We start from the raw sequence: 16,879 nt of genomic DNA on the forward strand, positions 1-16,879 counted from the left end.
TGTCGGAGTTTCGGGCAAGATCGACTCGTGACGGTGGCAACTGGGGCGACGAAGCCCGAGCGTTCAGGGCCGGGATCGTCGAGCCCGTTCGGTACTCCGGACGAGGCGAAGCGACGGGACCTGCGCAAGATGAAGGCGGTCGCACTCGGCTTCCTGCTGGGCGCGGCCGTGATCTACCTGTTCTGCGAGTACCTCGACACCTACGGCTCCGATCTGCCGATCGCGGGCCCGTGGGTCGGATACGTGAAGGCGGCCGCCGAGGCCGGCATGGTCGGCGGTTTCGCGGACTGGTTCGCGGTGACGGCGCTGTTCCGGCATCCGCTCGGTATCCCGATCCCGCACACGGCGATCATCAAGAAGAAGAAGGACCAGCTCGGTGATGCGCTGGGCGGGTTCGTCGAGCAGAACTTCCTGACGCCCGATGTGATCGCGGAGAAGGTGGGCTCGCTCGAACTCACCGACCGCGTGGCCAATTGGATGGCCGACCCAGACAACTCGCAGAAGCTGGGCGCCGAGGCGGCGAAGCTGGTCAAGGTGATGAGCGAGGTGCTGCGCGACGAGGACGTCGAGGCGGTGCTCAACAGCACCATCATCAAGCGGCTCGCCGAGCCCGAGTGGGGGCCGCCGATCGGGCGGCTGGTCGAGACGCTGCTGCAGGAGCAGCGCCACCTGCCGCTGATCAACCTGCTCGCCGAGCGCGCGCACCACTGGGCCCTCGGGAGCCAGGGCGTGATCGACAAGATCGTCGACACCGACGGTCCGCAGTGGTCGCCCAAGTTCGTCAACTCGCTGCTGGGGGAGCGGATCTACCGCGAGCTCGTCGAGTTCACGTGGAAGGTGCGCAGCGATCCCGACCACGAGGTGCGGCACGCGATGAGCACCTTCCTGTGGGACTTCGCCTCGGATCTGCAGCACGATCCGCGCACCATCGCCAAGGTGGAGGACGTCAAGGCCGAGCTGATGGGGCGCGAGGAGGTGCGCACCGCGGCGCAGGCCGCCTGGCGCGCAGCCAAGCGGATGATCGAGGCCTCGGTCGAGGACCCCGATTCCACGCTGCGGTCCAAGTTCAGCGAGTCGGCCGCCCGGTTCGGCGTGCGACTGCGCGACGATCCGTCGCTGCGCGGCAAGGCCGACTACTGGGTGGACCGCTCCGTGCGGCACCTGGTGGCCAACTACGCCGGACAGATCACCTCGATCATCACCGACACCGTCGCTCGGTGGGACGTCGACGAGGCCTCCGAGAAGATCGAGCTCCAGGTGGGCCGCGATCTGCAGTTCATCCGGATCAACGGCACGGTCGTGGGCTCCATTGCGGGACTGCTGATCTACACCGTCACCCAGTTGTTGTTCTGATTTGCGATCATCGTGCTAACAAACTGCTTGCAAGAGTTAGCACTCAGTGTTAGCGTGGTGTCAGCCGCGCAGACGGGAGACCGGAAATGACGGACGAGGCCCAGCCGCAGGAGAAGCCGAGCGGTTCGGACATCGGCGAGTTCATCCGGGCGCAGCGTCTCGCGGCAGAGGTGTCCATCCGGCAGCTGGCCGAGAAGGCGGGGGTGTCCAACCCGTATCTCAGCCAGATCGAACGGGGGCTCCGTCGACCGTCCGCTGACGTGCTCGGGCAGATCGCCAAGGCGCTGAGGCTGTCGGCCGAGGTGCTCTACGTGCAGGCCGGGATCCTCGAGGAACGTGCGGAATCTCCCGTGCGTGACGCGCTGATAGCGGACACGGCCATCAACGAGCGGCAGAAGCAGGCGCTTCTCGATGTCTACGAGAGCTTCCGCCGCGAGAACGAGACTGCACTGAAGGAGATCCAACCATGACCGAGCAGAACCTGAAGACCCCGCTCTTCGCGACCATCGGTGCCGGCGACTACGCCTACGAGGCCGTCGCCGAGGTCATCGAGAAGCTGCGCGCCGCCGCGACCGACGCGTCGAAGGACTTCGACACCCGCGTCGCCGAGGCCAAGGCCAAGGTCGAGGAGGCCGCCGGCACCGCGACCGCGAAGCTGACCGACGCCAAGGACGGCCTGCCCAAGGACGTCGACGAGCTGCGCGCCCGCTTCACCTCGGACGAGCTGCGCAAGGTCGCCGCCGCCTACATCCAGGTCGCCACCGACATCTACGAGTCCCTCGCCGAGCGCGGCGAGTCGGCCTTCGAGCGGATCAAGTCCGGCTCGATCGTCGAGGACGCCACCGGCCAGGCCACCAAGGCGTACAACCAGGCCGTCGAGCTGACCGAGTCCTCGCTGGGCCAGGTCGCCGACGCCGCCAAGCAGGTCGGCGAGCGCGCCGCCAAGCTGGTCGGCCGCGCCGACGAGGAGGCCGCCGAGGCCGCCGACGAGGTCGCGAACAGCAAGTAATCCGCATCACTGATGTGCGAGCCCGGGCGCCCGGCGGCATTGCCGCCGGGCGCCCGACCTTTACCCTGGTGGCATGAACACATTCTGGACGGGCTACTTCACCATGACCACGGTCGCGCTGACCGTGGTGCAGCTGCTCGTCGTCGGTGGCGGCCTCTTCGCGCTGTTCCATGCGGCGCGCACCCCGGCGCAGGCGTTCACCGCCGCGAACAAGTGGCAGAAGAACTACTGGATCATCACGCTCGTCGTGTGCACCCTCTTCGCGATGGCCTACCTGAACGGCACCGGTGTCATCATCGGGGCGATCGGTTCGATGGTGTACCTGCTCGACGCCCGGCCCAAGCTCGACGAGGTCCGGCGTCCCCGCTATTGAGTAGAAGTTAGTAGGGTTGGTTCCATGAAGAATTCCAGCAAGCTCGCTCTCGGCGCCCTGGGCGCCCTGGGAGTCGGTGCGGCCGGCGCCGCTGCGGGTGCAGCGACCTATGTGCTCCGGGCCCCCGCGGTGCCGCAGGGCGCCAAGCTGATCGAGGACTACGCCGGTCCCCGGGAGGACGGCTTCGTCGTCTCGGGTGACGGCACCCGTCTGCACGTGCGCAGCTGGGGCCCCGTCGACGGTCCGGTCGCCGTGCTCGTGCACGGCTGGACCTGCAACGTCGCCAACTTCCCCGGCCAGGTCGAGCACCTGGTCGGCCGCGGCTACCGCGTGGTCACCTACGACCAGCGCGGCCACGGCGAATCGGAGCCCGGCGCCTTCGCGTACACCACCGGCGTGCTCGCCGACGATCTGCACGCGGTGCTCGGCGCCGCCGTCCCCGCCGACCGCAAGGCGCTGCTCGTGGGGCACAGCATGGGCGCCATCACCATCATGGCCTGGGCCGGCAAGTACACCGACGAGGTCGCCGAGCGGGCGCACCACGCCGTCCTCGTGTCCACCTACGCGCGCGACGCCGTGCCCGGATTCGTCGGGGCCACCCTGCTCGCGCCCGTGAACCGGCTCGCCCCGCGCTTCGTGGGCCGCGTCGGCTCGTCGGTGCTCGGATCGCCGATCAAGGTGCGCCACAACCGGCTCCACACCGCCGTCCTGCGCTACACCGCACTGTGCGGCTACTCCTCGTACGGCGCCGTCCGGTACACCGAGGACATGGTCGCGACCTGTCCCTCCGATGTCCGCGCCGAGTGGGGCCGCGTGCTCGCCGGTCTCGACGTGACCGACGGCCTGCAGAAGCTGACCATCCCCACCTCCGTGGTCGTGGGCCAGTTCGACCACCTCACCCCGCCCGCCGACGCCGAGGTCATCGCCGCCGAGCTGCGTCTCACCGGGCACCTCGACCGGTTCGCCGTGATCCGCGACGCCGGCCACATGCTGCCCATCGAGCAGCCGGAGAAGCTCAACGCCCTCCTCGACTCCATCGTCGACGAGGAGATCCCCGCGCCCGCGTAGGGATTCAACCGTCGAATCTGCGGAATTGTTCAGTTCGAAGCCTCTGGCCGGACAAAACCGCAGTTTCGACGACTCGCACCGGCCGCCGCGCTACCGTCGGCGTCGTGGGGGAGCTGTTACGCCCCTTCCGCGGCGGGGAGGCACTGGCGGAAGGGCTGTTGACGCGGCGTGAGCTGCGGTGCCACTACGTCGCCATGTACCCGGGCGTCTACCTGCATCGCGGCATCGCGATCACCGCGAAGAACCGCGCGGAATGCGCATGGCTGTGGTCGAGGCGCAGGGGAGTGCTGGCGGGACTGTCGGCAGCCGCTGCGCACGGCAGCAAGTGGATCGATGCCGGGCTTCCCGCCGAGCTGCTCCACCGCAATCACCGGTCGCCGCCCCTGCTCGGAGTCCACTCCGACGACCTGCATCGCGGAGAAGTGATGCTCTTCGGCGGGATTCGCGCCACCAGCGTCGCCCGGACGGCCTTCGACCTGGCCCGGTGGCACCCCGTCGACCAGGCGATAGCGCGGATCGACGCGCTCCTCGACGCCAACCCGCAGATCCAGAAGGCCGACATCCTCGCCGTGGCCGCCGCTCACCCGGGACGACGGGGCACCCGCGGCGTAGCGGGCGTCATCGATCTAGCGGACGCGGGTGCCCAGTCGCCGCGCGAGACGGCGACGCGGCTGCTCATCGTCCGAGCCGGCTTCCCTCGCCCGACCACGCAGCACCAGGTGTTCGAGGCCGGATACGGACTGGTCGCGCGCCTGGACATGGCGTATCCCGACTACCGCGTCGCCATCGAGTACGACGGAGACCAGCATTGGCTGGACCGGCGGCAACGCGCGCACGACATCGACCGCTACGAGCGACTCGAGCGGCTCGGGTGGACCGTCGTCCGCGTGGGCGCCGAACTGCTGGCCGAGCGCCCGCACGAGGTGGTGCGGCGATTGGAACGTAAGCTCCTCGCACGCGGTTGCCCCAAGACGTGGCCCGCCGCCGTCGATACTGCGAAAATGTACGCCTGAGGGCCTATCCGCGGACCGAACCGCAGTCTCGGCGACTCAGGAGAAGACGACGGTCTTGCGGCCGTGGACCAGGACGCGGTTCTCCAGGTGCCAGCGCAGACCGCGGGCGAGGACCACCTTCTCGATATCGCGGCCGCGCAGGACCATGTCGGTGGCCTCGTCGGAGTGGTCCACGCGGGTCACGTCCTGCTCGATGATCGGGCCGGCGTCGAGGTCGGCGGTCACGTAGTGGCAGGTGGCGCCGATCAGCTTCACGCCGCGGGCGAAGGCCTGATGGTACGGGCGGGCCCCGATGAACGACGGCAGGAAGCTGTGGTGGATGTTGATCGCCCGGCCGGCCCACTCCTCGCACAGCTCCGGCGGCAGCACCTGCATGAAGCGGGCCAGCACCACGGCGTCGGGATCCAGCGCGTTGGTCAACCGAGCGACCTCGGCGAAGGCCTGCGACTTGTCCTCGCCCGCGCCGGGGAAGGGCACGTAGTGGAACGGGATGCCCAGCCGGGACACGAAATCGCCCAGCTCGGGATGGTTGCCGATGACCGCGGCGATGCGCGCGTCCAGCTCGCCCGTCGCGACCCGCCCGACGAGATCGTGCAGGCAGTGGCCCTCCTTGCTGACCAGCACGACGATGTCCTTGGGGTCCGCGCTGGAGGTCAGTCGCCACTCCGTCTCGGGGCCGATATCGGCGGCCACCTCCGCGAACCGGGCGCGCAACTCGTCGAGCGGGATCGAGACGCTGTCGGCGCGCACCGCCTGGCGGGTGAAGAACCAGCCGGTGTCGGGGTCCGAGTGGTAGGCGGCCTCCACGATCCAGCCGCCCACGTCGGCGAGGAAGGTGGAGATCCTCGCGACGATGCCGGTGGTGTCGGGGCAGCCGAGAGTCAGGACGTAGCGGGTGTCGCGGGTCACGACCGGTATCGTCTCAGACGTGCTCACCCGATCCGAAGTCGCCGCCCTCGTCGACCACACGCTGCTCAAGCCCGAGGCCACCGAAAGCGCTGCGGCCGCGGCGTACCAGGAGGGGCTGGACCTGGGCGTCTACGCCGTCTGCCTCTCCCCGTCGATGCTGCCGCTGCGCGTCGCGCTCGACGCGCAGGAGGCGGACCGTCGGGCACCGAAGACCTGCGTGGTGGCCGGATTCCCCTCCGGCAAGCATCATTCGCTGATCAAGGCCGCCGAGGCCCGGATGGCGATCGAGGAGGGCGCGCACGAGGTCGACATGGTGATCGACGTGGGCCTCGCGCTCGCCGGGGAACTGGACCGCGTCTTCGCCGACGTGCTCACCGTGCGCGAGGCGATCGGCGCCGATCCGGTGCTCAAGGTGATCGTCGAATCGGCGGCCCTGCTGGAGTTCGGCAATGCCGATCTGCTCACCGAGGTGTGCAAGGTGTCGGTCAAGGGCGGTGCCACGTTCGTCAAGACCTCCACCGGGTTCCACCCGTCGGGCGGTGCCAGCGCGGAGGCCGTGGGCATCATGCGCGCCGCCGTCGGCCCGACGGTGGGCGTGAAGGCCTCGGGCGGCATCCGCACCGCCGATGCGGCCCGCGCGATGATCGATGCCGGCGCCAACCGGCTCGGCCTCTCGGGCACCCGCGCGGTGCTCGACGGTTTCCCGGAGTGACTCAGAGCCGCGCCGGCAGCGATGCGTAGCCGTACAGCGTCGACAGCCCGCGCGGCGTCCCCGGACCGTCCAGCGTGAGGTCGGGGAACCGGTCGAACAGCATCCGCAGTGCCACCACGCCCTCCATCCGGGCGAGGGCGGCGCCGATGCAGGCGTGGATGCCGAACCCGAAGGAGACGTTCTTCTTCGCCTCGGGCCGGGCCACGTCGAAGACGGCGGGATCGGGGAAGACCTTCGGATCACGGTTCGCGCCCGCCAGTTGCAGCGAGACCATGGTGCCCGCCGGCACCGCGGTGCCCAGGATCTCGGCGTCCTCGCGGGCGATCCGGGCGGTGCGCTGCACCGGGCTGGAGAACCGCAGGATCTCCTCGACGGCATTGGGCCACAGCTCCGGTTCGGCGCGCAACCGGTCGAGCTGCGCGGGGTGCTCCACCAGCGCGACGATGCCGTTCCCGATCAGGTTCACCGTGGTCTCGAAGCCGGCACCGATCAGCAGCGCCGCGTTCGTCACGAGCTCGCGGTCGGTGAGTTCGCCGCTGGACGCGAGCAGCGCGAACGGATGATCGCCGTCGCCGGCGGCCTTCACCCGGGCGAAATGCGCTGTGAGGTAGTCGTCGAGGCCGCGCAGCGCGCGGACCGCGCGCCGGTACACCGGCCAGGACAGACCGGGGTCGAGCAGCGGGGCGGCGGCCTCGCCCCATTCGAGCATGTAATCGTCGTCGTCCTCGGGGAGTCCGAGGAGCCTGCCGATCATCGTCACGGGCAGCCGGGCGGCGTAGTCCGTCACCAGATCCGGCGACGGCGCGGCGGCCATGGCGTCGAGCAGTTCCGCGCTCACCTGCACGGCCCGGTCGGTGAGCTGGTCGATGGCCTTCGGCGTGAAGGTGCGGGCGATCGGGTGCCGGTAGGCGGTGTGCGAGGGCGGCTCGCTCACCAGCATCGACGGTGGCTCAACGGGATTCGGCAGGTCCAGGTCGGTGGCCCGCAGCACGCGCTGCAGCGGGTCCGGGAATCCCATATCGGTGGGTTGGACGGTGCTGAACCGCTTGTCGCGCAGGATCTCCCGGCACGCCTGATGGTCGGCGGTGGTGATCCCCACGTCGCTGCGGGTGAGCGGGCCGGCCTCGCGGAGACGGTCGAACTGCGGGTACTGCGATCCGGGCTCGGTGTAGCCCAGCAGCATCTGCGCCATGACATCGCCGCGCGCGGCGCGCCGGGGCAGCGCGTACCGGGGTAGACCGTGCTGGATCGCCCACCGCACGCGCGTGGCGAGTGCCGCGGTCACCCCGGTGCGCATCAGATCACCGAGCAGCTCACGGCTCCCGTGTCGCCGCTGCTCTCGATGTCCTTCGGCAGCACGTTCTTACCGGTGTAGGTCACCGAGACGCCCTGGTCGGTCATCTTGAGATCGGAGGCGGTGAGGCCCTGCGGGGTGGGGATGTCGGCGATCGCGGTGATCAGCTGCTGGGCCAGATCGTCGGGCACACCCACACCCATGACCGAGGCCTTGCTCGCGGTGAGCACCACCTTGTTGTCCTGCAGGGTGGGCTTGAGGTTGATCGTGATCGGCACGATGATCGCGGTGCCGGTGATCTCGATCTGGTTGGCCGAGGTGTTGAGGTTCACCGTCGGGTTGCTCAGCACGCCGGTCTGCGAGACCTTGTTCTTGATGCCGTCGGCGGTGAAGGTGCCCTGGATGGTGGCATCGTCCACGCGGTTGTCACCGCTCGGCTCGACGCCCTTGAGCAGGATGTGCGCGTTGAGCCCCTCGGTGGCGTTGAGGCCGGTGGCCTGGATGTCGATCGAGGGCAGCTTGCCGGTGGCCTGCAGGATCATCGGCTTCTTGGACAGCGAGACGCTGACGTCGTTGGCCTTGGTGCCGTTCTTGATGTTCTCGCCCAGGCAGTTCTGCACGCTGTTGCGGAAGTAGAGCTCCGAGCCCACCAGCAGGATCACCAGCACGGCCACGAGGCCGGCCGCCGAGAGCCCGATGATCTTGGACTTCGACTTCTGCGAGCGCTGCGCGGGCGGCTGCGACGGTCCCACGTTCACCGGTCCCGCGGGTCCACCGGGGCCGGTGGGTCCACCCGGGCCGCCGGGGCCGGGACCGACGGGGCCGGGACCCGGACCGACGGGGCCGCGCTGCGCCGGGGGCGGGGTTGCGGCGTTCATCGGCGTGGTCTGCTGCGGCGAGGTCGGCAGCGGCACCGTCGCGTCCGTGCCCGGCTCGGGCTGCGAGTGCCGGCCGGCCTGCTGTGCCGGGTCCTGGGGCGTGCCGAGCCGCTGCGGGGCCGGCTGCTGCGGATTCGACTGCTGCGGTGCCTGCGGGGGCTGCTGCGGGCGCTCCCAGCCGGTCGGCGCGGGCTGCTGCCCCGGCTGGATCGGGCCGGAGTTCTCCGGGTTCTGCGGCTGCGGGCCCTGCGGGTTGTTCGGGTTCGTATCCATCGGCTGCGATTGTTCCCTATTCATCGGAGGTAGGTGGGTAGGAGCGGAAGGACGCGTCAGGAAACGGTGAAGTCCCGACGGTTGGCGAGCACGGGGAGCGCCGCGCGGACCTCGTCGATCCGGCCGAGTGGCAGGTCCACGATCAGCAGTTCGGGGGCGTCGCCCGCCGAGGCGAGCACGGCACCGTCGGGCCCGACGGCGAGCGAACCGCCCACCCCGAGCGGTGCGCCCTTCGGGTCCGGCGCGGCCGGGCGCGCCTGGTCGACGGCGAGCACGAAGCTGGTGCTGTCGAGCGCGCGGGCCCGGGCGAGGGTGGTGAAGGCGTCGAGCTTGCCGGGCCCGTCGCCCCACGAGGCCGGGGCCGCGATCACCCGCGCGCCCGCGTCCGCGAGAGCGGTGAACAGGGTGGGGAAGCGCAGGTCGTAGCAGGTGGTGAGCCCGACGGTGACCCCGTCCACCTCGACCGTCACGGCGCGCCCACCGGGCTCGACGGTGCGCGACTCCTGGAAGCCGAAGGCGTCGAAGAGGTGGATCTTGTCGTAGCCGGTGCGGGTGCCGTCCGGCGCGGCGGCGAGGAGGGTGTTGCGCACCCGGCCGTCGGAGCCGGGCGTGAACATGCCGGCCACCACGTGCACACCGGTGCGCGCGGCCGCGGCGGCGATCCGGTCGGCCCACGGCCCGTCCAGCGGTTCCGCGACCGGACCGAGCGGCACCCCGAACCGGCACTGGGTGGCCTCGGGGAAGACCGCGAGCCGCGCTCCCTGCGCCGCGGCGCGCTCCAGCGACTCCTCGACCAGCGCGGCATTGGCGCCGGGGTCGGTACCCGCGCCGATCTGCGCCAGTGCCACGCGGAGCGTTGTCATGCGCACCACACTACTGACTGCGGTTCGATACCGATCGAGCGCTGCGTACGGCCGCTACGGCGCCACCAGCGACCAGGCGACGGTGAGCAGGTTGTCGCGCGTGGGACGCCGCGGCGGGCGGGCGGCGCCGGCGGTCCGTTCCGCCAGGGCGGCACCGGCGGCCCGCCAGCGGATCCGGTTGCCGTAGGGCGCGTAGCCGGCGGCGTGATCCCAGCACTCGTCGGCCAGGGCGAGCAGCGCGTGGATCTTCTCGCCCGGCACGTTGTGGTGGATCAGGGCCTTCGGTAGCCGTTCGGCCAGGTCCGACGGGTGCTCGGTGAACCCCGGATGCCAGGCCAGCGTCAGCGTTCGCGGACCGTCGGCGTCGAGGGTGAGCCAGCAGCACCGTCGGCCCAGCTCGTCGCAGGTGCCCTCGATGAACACCCCGCCGGGCGCGAGCCGCGATGTCACCGAGTGCCAGGCGTCGTGCACCTCGGCCTCGTCGTACTGGCGCAGCACGTTGAAGGCCCGCACCAGGTTCGGCCGCAGGCCGGCGAGTTCGAAGCCGCCGCGCGCGAACTCGACACCGTCGCGGCCGGGAACCACCCGCTCGGGGTCGATCTCCAGGCCGGTCACGCGGACCGTCGGATTCACGCGGCGCAGCCAGGACGCCCATTCCAGAGTGGTGTTCGGCCGCGCCCCGTACCCGAGGTCGACGGCGAGCGGCGCCGGCCCGGCGAGCGCCTGCGCCACGGCGGGCGCGTGCGCCGACCAGCGGTCACTGCGCCGCAACCGGTTCAGGCCCGTGGTGCCCCGGGTGATCCGTCCCTCGGGGGCGGGCACCGGTCAGTCGTTCTTGTCGACCCAGTACTTGAGGTACTCGGCCTCGGCGCGGAACAGGTCCACCAGGTTGATCAGGATCAGCTGCTCGAGCTTGGTGCCCACGAAGGGCACGAAGACCTTGACCACGGTGGTGTACCGCATGGTGGAGCCGGTCTCGGTGTTGAACAGGTCGCACTCGCCCTTGAGCGAGCCGGGGCCGGCGGGGATCGAGGCCTTGTAATCGCCCAGCGAGTGCTCGCCGTCCCATGCGCCGTAGAACTCCTGGCGCGTGATGATCATGTCCTTCTTCACCACACCCTGCGCGATGGGCGGCAGGTACTCGTGCGGGAGGTTCTGCTTCTGGACGACGGTGATGCCCTCGTCGTCGACGTCGAACTCGGCGAGCTCCGACAGCGGGGTCAGATTCCGGAAGTCCGTCATCTTGTCGTCCCAGTACTGCTTCGTGGAGTACGCGTTGTAGAAGACCTCGGCCGGGAAGGGGAAGCGCGCCGAATAGCTGAGACGTCGTGCCATGTGGGGGAACTCTACAAGGTGATCAGTGCTGCGCGATCCAAGCCAGCGTGAACTCGCGCTCGTTCTCCATCAGTTCCTGCAGGTTCTCGATCACCAGCGACTCGACCTTCGAGGCCACGAAGGGGATCGACACGGCGGCCTCGCCGCGGGCGGTGATCCGGGCGCCCTCGGGTCCGGCCTCCAGGACGGCGCTGCCGGACAGGTGCGCGGGGACCCCGTCGATGGTGGCGGAGAAGGTGCCCTCGCAGCGGGTGCCGTCGAACGGGCCCCACTCCTCGGTCCGCTCGATCTGCAGGCCACCCGGCTTGATCGCGGTCACCACGGAGGGCAGTTTGTCGGCGCCGATCGTGTACGTGACCACCACGCGGACCGAGCGGGTATCGGGTGCCGCGGCGTCACCGGACACGGTGAGCTCGGTGATCTTCGCGTCGTCGCCGCCCACCTCGGCCACCCGGGCGGGCCAGTACTGCGCGTCGGTGAACGCGGCGTGCAGGGCGGCCGGACTGGTGGCGTAGTCGAGCGAGCGCTCGAGGCGGGTGGTCATGGCAGTACACGTTACCGTTGCGGGGTGTCGATACTGCTCTCGGACTTGACCACGCTGCGCCTCGGTGGTCCGGCGCGCGGGTACGTGCGCTGCGAATCGGGCGCCGAGGTGGCTGCCGCCGTGACGCGCTGCGATGCCGCCGGGGAGCCCGTGCTGGTGGTGGGCGGCGGATCGAACCTGGTGATCTCGGACGAGGGGTTCGCCGGCACCGTGGTGCACCTGGCCGGGCACGGCGTGGCGATCGACGGCACCACCGTGACCGCATTCGCCGGTGTCACCTGGGACGAGGTGGTCGCGGCCACCGTCGACGCGGGACTCGGCGGGCTGGAGTGCCTGTCCGGCATCCCCGGCTCCGCGGGCGCCACGCCCGTGCAGAACGTGGGCGCGTACGGCGTCGAGGTCGCGGCCTGGCTCGAGGCGGTGGAGCTGTACCACCGGGCCACGGGCGAGACGGCCTGGGTCGCCCCCGACGATCTGCAGCTGGCCTACCGGACCTCGCGCCTGAAGGCCTCCGATTCCGACATCGTGCTGTCGGTGCGGTTCGCCCTCACCGACGGTGCCAGCGCCCCGATCCGGTACGGCGAGCTGGCCCGCGCCCTCGGCGTCGAGCCCGGCGGCACCGTCGACCCGCGTGCCGCCCGCGAGCAGGTCCTGGCGCTGCGGCGCGGCAAGGGCATGGTGCTCGACCCGGCCGATCACGACACCTGGAGCGTGGGCTCCTTCTTCACCAACCCGGTGGTGCCCGACGACGGTGCCGCCGTCGCCCGGATCGAGGCCGCCACGGGGGAGACGCCGCCGCAGTACCCCGCCCCCGACGGGGTGAAGCTGTCCGCCGGCTGGCTGATCGAGCGGGCCGGATTCGGCAAGGGTTTCTCCGGCGGCCGCACCGGCGTCTCGCTGTCCACCAAGCACACGCTGGCGCTCACCAACCGCGGCTCCGGCACCACGGCCGAGTTGCTCTCGCTCGCAGCCGAAGTCCGAGATGGGGTGTTCGCCCGATTCGGTGTGGAGCTGCACCCGGAGCCGGTCCTGGTGGGCAGCGACCTCCCAGGAACGACCGGTAGAATCCATTAGATGTTCGACATGTTTCGCGCGCCCTTCGGGCGGCGCGCATTCCTCGGTGCGTCCGTGGCCTCGATCGCCGCGGTCGCCGCGGCGTGCACCCGCGACGGCGACCCCCTCGCATCCACGGCGCAGGCGCCCACCATCAGCTACAGCCCGGCGGGCGAGACCAAGCCCGGGCCGCTCACGACCGTCTCGGTGAAGGCGGAGGGTGGCACCTTCCGGCCGGGTGTCACGCTCACCAACACGGCGTCGGGCAAGGCGGTCAAGCTCACCGCCGCGCCCGACGGTGCCACCTACACCGCGGCCGAACCGCTCGGCTACGGCGCCACGTACCGCTGGTCGGGCATCGCCGACGGCCCGGGCGGCACGTGGACCAAGATCGATCACAGCGTGACCGTGGTGGATCCGGACTCCACCATGTCGGTGGTGGTCAACGTGGCCGACGGTGCCGAGGTGGGCATCGCGGCACCGCTCATCCTCAAGTTCTCCGGCACCGTCAATGACAAGGCGACGGTGGAGAAGGCGCTCAAGGTCACCACCACTCCGGCCACGGAGGGCTCGTGGGCGTGGCTGCCCGAGGACAACGGCTCGCGCGCGCACTGGCGTCCCAAGCAGTACTGGGCACCGGGCACCAAGGTGGCCATGAACGGTGCGCTGTACGGGCTCGACCACGGCGGTGGCGTGTACGGCGCCGCCGATGTGACGAGCGAATTCACCATCGGCCGAGCGCAGATCGTCAAGGCCTCCGCGCCCTCGCACCGGATCCGGGTGATGCGCGGCGATCAGGTGCATTTGGATCTGCCGTGTTCTTACGGCGAGGCCGACTTGCCGCGCAACGTGACTCGCTCCGGCATCCACGTGGTGAGCGAGAAGCACGAGGACTTCGCCATGTCCAATCCCGCCGCCGGCTACTTCAACGTGCGTGAGCGGTGGGCGGTGCGGATCTCCAACAACGGCGAATTCATCCACGCCAACCCGCAAACCGTGGGCAACCAGGGTGCGTCCAACGTGACCAACGGGTGCATCAATTTGTCGTTGGCAGATGCCGAGTCGTATTTCCGCAGTGCCATCTACGGCGATCCGGTCGAGGTGAGCGGTACGTCGATCGAGCTGTCGGCCGCCGACGGAGACATCTACGACTGGGCCATAGACTGGCCCACATGGCAATCGATGTCGGCTCTGCACCGCACCTAGGTCCCGGGCGGACCGTCTCCGCCGATGTCGCGTGCACGGTGCTCGCGCCCACGCTGCTCGAGTACCAGGTGACCGTCGCCCGGGTGCCCGGACTCGACGTCCGGGAATCCTTGCGGCTCACCGTCGACGGTGTGCCGCACCAGCTGCACGAGGTGATCGGCCCGCACGGCACCCGGATCCACCGGGCCTCGGTCGGCGGGGGCGTCGCGCACCTGGAGTACCGCGCGGAAGTCCTCGGCACGGCGATGCCCGAGCCGAGCGACGACTACCTGTCGACGCTGTATCTGCGCCCCTCGCGGTACGCACCGGTCGATCGCTTCTTCGGCTTCGCCGGCACGCAGTTCCCCGGCTCGATGAGCGATGCGGAAAAGGCGATCGCCGTGCGCGAGTTCGTCGCTGGACGCCTGGACTACCTGCCGGGTGCGAGCACCCCGTTCGACGGTGCCTCGGAGACCCTGCTGGCCTCGGCCGGCGTCTGCCGCGACTACGCGCACCTGACCGTCGCGCTGCTGCGGGCGCTGAAGGTGCCCGCGCGGATGACCGCGGTGTTCGCGCCGGGGTGCGATCCGATGGACTTCCACGCGGTGACGGAGGCGCTCGTGGAGGGCCGCTGGTACGTGCTCGACGCCACCGGGCTCGCGCCGCGCGCCACCATGATGCGCATCGCCACCGGACGCGATGCCTCCGATATCGCTTTCCTGGACAACCACGGCGGATCCATCCGCCTGGATCGGCTCACCGTCGGAGCGACGGCGAATCGCGATCTGCCCAAGGATGATCCGCGAGCATTGGTCGCGCTCACCTGAGCGTGAGCAGCTCCTCGAAGACCGCGCGCACGTCCTGCGGGTCGTCGATGCGGAACCGGGCGGCGGTGGCACCGTCGCCCACCTTGATCGAGATGTCGCCGGGCTCGGTGAGTACGGCGAAGGCCTTCTCGTCGGTCACGTCGTCGCCGAGGTAGAGCACGGCGGCGGCGCCGGTGCGCTCGCGCAGCGCCGTGAGGGCGCGTCCCTTGGAGGCCTCGAGCACCGTGAGCTCGAGCACCGCCTTACCGTCGGTCGCGTGCACGCCGGGCAGGGCGGCGGGGCCCCGCCGGGCCCGTTCGATGGCCTCGGAGCCGTTCCCGGCCACCACGTTCCGCACGTGCAATGCGCCGCCGAGCGGTTTGGGCTCCACGGCCGCGCCGGGGAAGTCCGCGGCGATGGCGTGCAGCTGCGCGAGCACCGTGTCCCGGCGATCCCGCGCGGCGGCGTCGAGTGCGCCCTCGAGCCCGTCCTCCCATTCGGCCCCGTGGCTGCCCACCGTCACGAGGGGCGGTCGGGCGCCGGAAAGCCGTCCGAGCGTGGCCCGGTCGCGGCCGGAGATCAGGGCGACCGTGACCCCGGGCCGGCCGGACAGTGCGGTGAGCGCCTCCACCGTCCCGGGCAGCGGGAACGCCGCCGCCGGATCGGAGACGATGGGCGCCACCACACCGTCGTAGTCGGTGGCCACCAGAACCGTGGGCAGCGCGGCGAATCCGCCGAGCGCCGCGCGCAGCTCGGTCACTGCTTCGGTGCCTCGTCGACCCGACCGGACAGGGTCTGCAGGAAGGAGCGGGCCCAGCGGTCCACGTCGTACTGGAGCACCTGGCGGCGCATGCTGCGGATGCGGCGTTTGCCGTCCTCCGGGTCCTGGTGCACGGCCTCGTCGATGGCGTTCTTCACGCCCTCCAGATCGTGCGGGTTGCACTGGTACGCCTGGCGGAGTTCCGCTGCGGCGCCGGTGAACTCGCTGAGCACCAGCGCTCCGGTCGAATCGGTGCGGCAGGCCAGGTACTCCTTCGCGACCAGGTTCATCCCGTCGCGCAGCGGGGTCACCAGCATCACGTCGGCGGCGCCGAAGAAGGCCACCAGCTCGGTGCGGGGCACCGGCTTGTGGATGTAGTGGATCACGGGATGGCCCACGCGGCCGAAGTCGCCGTTGATCCGCCCCACCTGGCGTTCGATGTCGTTGCGCATCGCCTTGTAGGACTCGACCCGTTCGCGCGAGGGCGTGGCCAGCTGCACGAAGACGTGCCGCTCCGGATCGAGCCGTCCCTCCTGGTACAGCTCGCCGATGGCGCGCAGCCGCACATCGATGCCCTTGGTGTAGTCGAGGCGGTCCACGCCGAGCATGATCTTCTCGGGATTGCCGAGTTCCTTGCGCAGGCCGCGGGTGCGCTTGCGGGTCTCCGGCAGCTTCGATGTGGCGGCCAGATCGGCGGAGTCGATCGAGATCGGGAAGGCACCCACCCGCACCGAGCGGAAGCCCACGGTGACCACGCCGAACTTCGAGCGCACGCCGATCGAGCCCTTGCTGGTGGGGTAGCCGGCCAGCCGTTTGGCCAGGTAGAGGAAGTTCTGGGCGCCACCGGGCAGGTGGAAGCCCACCAGATCGGCGCCGAGGATGCCCTCGATGATCTCGCGCCGCCACGGCATCTGCATGAACAGCTCGACCGGCGGGAACGGGATGTGCAGGAAGAAGCCGATCTTCACGTCCGGCCGCAGCATCCGCAGCATCTTGGGGACCAGTTGCAGCTGGTAGTCCTGCACCCAGACGGTGGCGCCCTTCGCGGCCACCTTCGCGGTCTCCTCCGCGAACCGCCGGTTCACCTCGACGTAGGTGTTCCACCACTCCCGGTGGTACTCGGGCTTGACGATCACATCGTGGTACAGCGGCCAGAGGCTGCCGTTGGAGAAGCCCTCGTAGTGCTCCTCGACCTCCTGGGCGCTGAGCTCGACCGGGACGAGGAGCATGTCCTCGCCCTCGATCGGTTCGCCGCCGACGTCGGGAGCGCCGGGCCAGCCGACCCACGCGCCGTTGCGGGCGCTGAGGATCGGCTTGAGCGCCGTCACCAGGCCGCCGGGGGCTTCCTTCCACGTGAGCGTGCCGTCGGGGGCGCGCTCCACGTCGACGGGGAGCCGGTTGGCCACCACGATGAACTCGGCACCTTCTGTGGAGATCTCAGTGGCGGCCAC

At 70.3% G+C, this 16,879-nt stretch carries 19 protein-coding genes; 10 read left to right on the forward strand and 9 right to left on the reverse strand.

Features of this window, described 5'->3' with window-relative positions:
- Nucleotides 1-27 precede the first annotated feature (27 nt).
- From TTY48_RS12220 to TTY48_RS12245, 6 genes are all read left to right on the forward strand, one after another.
- Nucleotides 28-1,353: a DUF445 family protein gene (locus TTY48_RS12220; RefSeq protein WP_220657749.1), complete on the forward strand. Its 1,326-nt coding sequence runs from the start codon at nt 28-30 to the stop codon at nt 1,351-1,353.
- 86 nt (nt 1,354-1,439) lie between these two features.
- Nucleotides 1,440-1,823, forward strand: a complete 384-nt coding sequence (locus TTY48_RS12225; RefSeq protein ID WP_220657750.1) for a helix-turn-helix domain-containing protein — start codon at nt 1,440-1,442, stop codon at nt 1,821-1,823.
- Complete coding sequence (locus tag TTY48_RS12230) at nt 1,820-2,362, forward strand: heparin-binding hemagglutinin (protein ID WP_220657751.1); 543 nt, start codon at nt 1,820-1,822, stop codon at nt 2,360-2,362. The genes TTY48_RS12225 and TTY48_RS12230 overlap by 4 nt, the downstream gene beginning before the upstream one ends.
- A gap of 73 nt (nt 2,363-2,435) precedes the next feature.
- Entirely contained in the window at nt 2,436-2,735 is a 300-nt protein-coding gene (locus tag TTY48_RS12235; protein WP_220657752.1) for a DUF2516 family protein, read from the forward strand.
- Between the two features lie 24 nt (nt 2,736-2,759).
- A complete protein-coding gene (locus tag TTY48_RS12240; RefSeq protein WP_220657753.1) occupies nt 2,760-3,803 on the forward strand; it encodes an alpha/beta fold hydrolase in 1,044 nt (347 codons plus the stop codon).
- A 104-nt stretch (nt 3,804-3,907) separates the two neighbouring features.
- Nucleotides 3,908-4,816 (forward strand): endonuclease domain-containing protein, encoded by a 909-nt coding sequence (locus TTY48_RS12245; RefSeq protein ID WP_255585654.1) that lies wholly within the window; start codon nt 3,908-3,910, stop codon nt 4,814-4,816.
- A gap of 36 nt (nt 4,817-4,852) precedes the next feature.
- Here TTY48_RS12245 and purU read toward each other — a convergent pair whose 3' ends face one another.
- Nucleotides 4,853-5,725 carry a formyltetrahydrofolate deformylase gene (gene purU, locus TTY48_RS12250; RefSeq protein WP_220657754.1) on the reverse strand — a complete coding sequence of 291 codons (873 nt, stop codon included), beginning with the start codon at nt 5,723-5,725 and terminating at the stop codon, nt 4,853-4,855.
- A gap of 7 nt (nt 5,726-5,732) precedes the next feature.
- On the opposite strand from purU, the gene deoC reads away from it, so the two are divergent.
- Nucleotides 5,733-6,437, forward strand: coding sequence for a deoxyribose-phosphate aldolase (gene deoC, locus TTY48_RS12255; RefSeq protein ID WP_220658567.1), 705 nt, complete (start codon nt 5,733-5,735; stop codon nt 6,435-6,437).
- Nucleotide 6,438: 1 nt separating this feature from the next.
- Here deoC and TTY48_RS12260 read toward each other — a convergent pair whose 3' ends face one another.
- The 6 genes from TTY48_RS12260 to TTY48_RS12285 are packed head-to-tail and all read right to left on the reverse strand — an operon-like array spanning nt 6,439 to nt 11,624.
- Complete coding sequence (locus TTY48_RS12260) at nt 6,439-7,734, reverse strand: cytochrome P450 (protein WP_220657755.1); 1,296 nt, start codon at nt 7,732-7,734, stop codon at nt 6,439-6,441.
- Nucleotides 7,734-8,882, reverse strand: coding sequence for an LmeA family phospholipid-binding protein (locus TTY48_RS12265; protein ID WP_220657756.1), 1,149 nt, complete (start codon nt 8,880-8,882; stop codon nt 7,734-7,736). The genes TTY48_RS12260 and TTY48_RS12265 overlap by 1 nt, the downstream gene beginning before the upstream one ends.
- A gap of 56 nt (nt 8,883-8,938) precedes the next feature.
- Nucleotides 8,939-9,745 (reverse strand): carbon-nitrogen hydrolase family protein, encoded by an 807-nt coding sequence (locus tag TTY48_RS12270; RefSeq protein ID WP_220657757.1) that lies wholly within the window; start codon nt 9,743-9,745, stop codon nt 8,939-8,941.
- Between the two features lie 54 nt (nt 9,746-9,799).
- Nucleotides 9,800-10,567: a class I SAM-dependent methyltransferase gene (locus TTY48_RS12275; protein ID WP_220657758.1), complete on the reverse strand. Its 768-nt coding sequence runs from the start codon at nt 10,565-10,567 to the stop codon at nt 9,800-9,802.
- A 3-nt stretch (nt 10,568-10,570) separates the two neighbouring features.
- Nucleotides 10,571-11,080: a DUF2505 domain-containing protein gene (locus TTY48_RS12280; protein WP_220657759.1), complete on the reverse strand. Its 510-nt coding sequence runs from the start codon at nt 11,078-11,080 to the stop codon at nt 10,571-10,573.
- Nucleotides 11,081-11,102: 22 nt separating this feature from the next.
- Nucleotides 11,103-11,624, reverse strand: coding sequence for a DUF2505 domain-containing protein (locus TTY48_RS12285; protein ID WP_220657760.1), 522 nt, complete (start codon nt 11,622-11,624; stop codon nt 11,103-11,105).
- Nucleotides 11,625-11,648: 24 nt separating this feature from the next.
- On the opposite strand from TTY48_RS12285, the gene TTY48_RS12290 reads away from it, so the two are divergent.
- From TTY48_RS12290 to TTY48_RS12300, 3 genes are read left to right on the forward strand one after another with little or no spacing between them, the layout of a single operon-like run.
- Nucleotides 11,649-12,698 (forward strand): UDP-N-acetylmuramate dehydrogenase, encoded by a 1,050-nt coding sequence (locus TTY48_RS12290; protein WP_220657761.1) that lies wholly within the window; start codon nt 11,649-11,651, stop codon nt 12,696-12,698.
- Nucleotides 12,699-13,883: an Ig-like domain-containing protein gene (locus TTY48_RS12295; RefSeq protein WP_220657762.1), complete on the forward strand. Its 1,185-nt coding sequence runs from the start codon at nt 12,699-12,701 to the stop codon at nt 13,881-13,883. It begins immediately after the preceding gene.
- Nucleotides 13,850-14,689: a transglutaminase family protein gene (locus tag TTY48_RS12300; RefSeq protein WP_220657763.1), complete on the forward strand. Its 840-nt coding sequence runs from the start codon at nt 13,850-13,852 to the stop codon at nt 14,687-14,689. The genes TTY48_RS12295 and TTY48_RS12300 overlap by 34 nt, the downstream gene beginning before the upstream one ends.
- Here the strand turns inward: TTY48_RS12300 and otsB are convergent.
- Nucleotides 14,682-15,428 (reverse strand): trehalose-phosphatase, encoded by a 747-nt coding sequence (otsB, locus tag TTY48_RS12305; protein WP_220657764.1) that lies wholly within the window; start codon nt 15,426-15,428, stop codon nt 14,682-14,684. The two genes, TTY48_RS12300 and otsB, sit on opposite strands and share 8 nt — an antisense overlap.
- Nucleotides 15,425-16,879 carry a trehalose-6-phosphate synthase gene (locus TTY48_RS12310; protein WP_220657765.1) on the reverse strand — a complete coding sequence of 485 codons (1,455 nt, stop codon included), beginning with the start codon at nt 16,877-16,879 and terminating at the stop codon, nt 15,425-15,427. Before TTY48_RS12310 ends, otsB begins: the two co-directional genes overlap by 4 nt.

The organism is Tsukamurella sp. TY48, assembly GCF_019656655.1.
Lineage (GTDB): Bacteria > Actinomycetota > Actinomycetes > Mycobacteriales > Mycobacteriaceae > Tsukamurella > Tsukamurella strandjordii.

What these genes read in the sequence shown, in the direction of transcription:
- TTY48_RS12260 (WP_220657755.1), bottom strand. Translation starts at nt 7,734, where the DNA reads ATGCGCACCGGGGTGACCGCGGCACTCGCCACGCGCGTGCGGTGGGCG.
- TTY48_RS12280 (WP_220657759.1), bottom strand. Translation starts at nt 11,080, where the DNA reads ATGGCACGACGTCTCAGCTATTCGGCGCGCTTCCCCTTCCCGGCCGAG.
- TTY48_RS12285 (WP_220657760.1), bottom strand. Translation starts at nt 11,624, where the DNA reads ATGACCACCCGCCTCGAGCGCTCGCTCGACTACGCCACCAGTCCGGCC.
- TTY48_RS12300 (WP_220657763.1), top strand. Translation starts at nt 13,850, where the DNA reads ATGGCAATCGATGTCGGCTCTGCACCGCACCTAGGTCCCGGGCGGACC.
- TTY48_RS12235 (WP_220657752.1), top strand. Translation starts at nt 2,436, where the DNA reads ATGAACACATTCTGGACGGGCTACTTCACCATGACCACGGTCGCGCTG.
- TTY48_RS12230 (WP_220657751.1), top strand. Translation starts at nt 1,820, where the DNA reads ATGACCGAGCAGAACCTGAAGACCCCGCTCTTCGCGACCATCGGTGCC.
- TTY48_RS12265 (WP_220657756.1), bottom strand. Translation starts at nt 8,882, where the DNA reads ATGGATACGAACCCGAACAACCCGCAGGGCCCGCAGCCGCAGAACCCG.
- TTY48_RS12240 (WP_220657753.1), top strand. Translation starts at nt 2,760, where the DNA reads ATGAAGAATTCCAGCAAGCTCGCTCTCGGCGCCCTGGGCGCCCTGGGA.
- TTY48_RS12225 (WP_220657750.1), top strand. Translation starts at nt 1,440, where the DNA reads ATGACGGACGAGGCCCAGCCGCAGGAGAAGCCGAGCGGTTCGGACATC.
- TTY48_RS12270 (WP_220657757.1), bottom strand. Translation starts at nt 9,745, where the DNA reads ATGACAACGCTCCGCGTGGCACTGGCGCAGATCGGCGCGGGTACCGAC.
- TTY48_RS12295 (WP_220657762.1), top strand. Translation starts at nt 12,699, where the DNA reads ATGTTCGACATGTTTCGCGCGCCCTTCGGGCGGCGCGCATTCCTCGGT.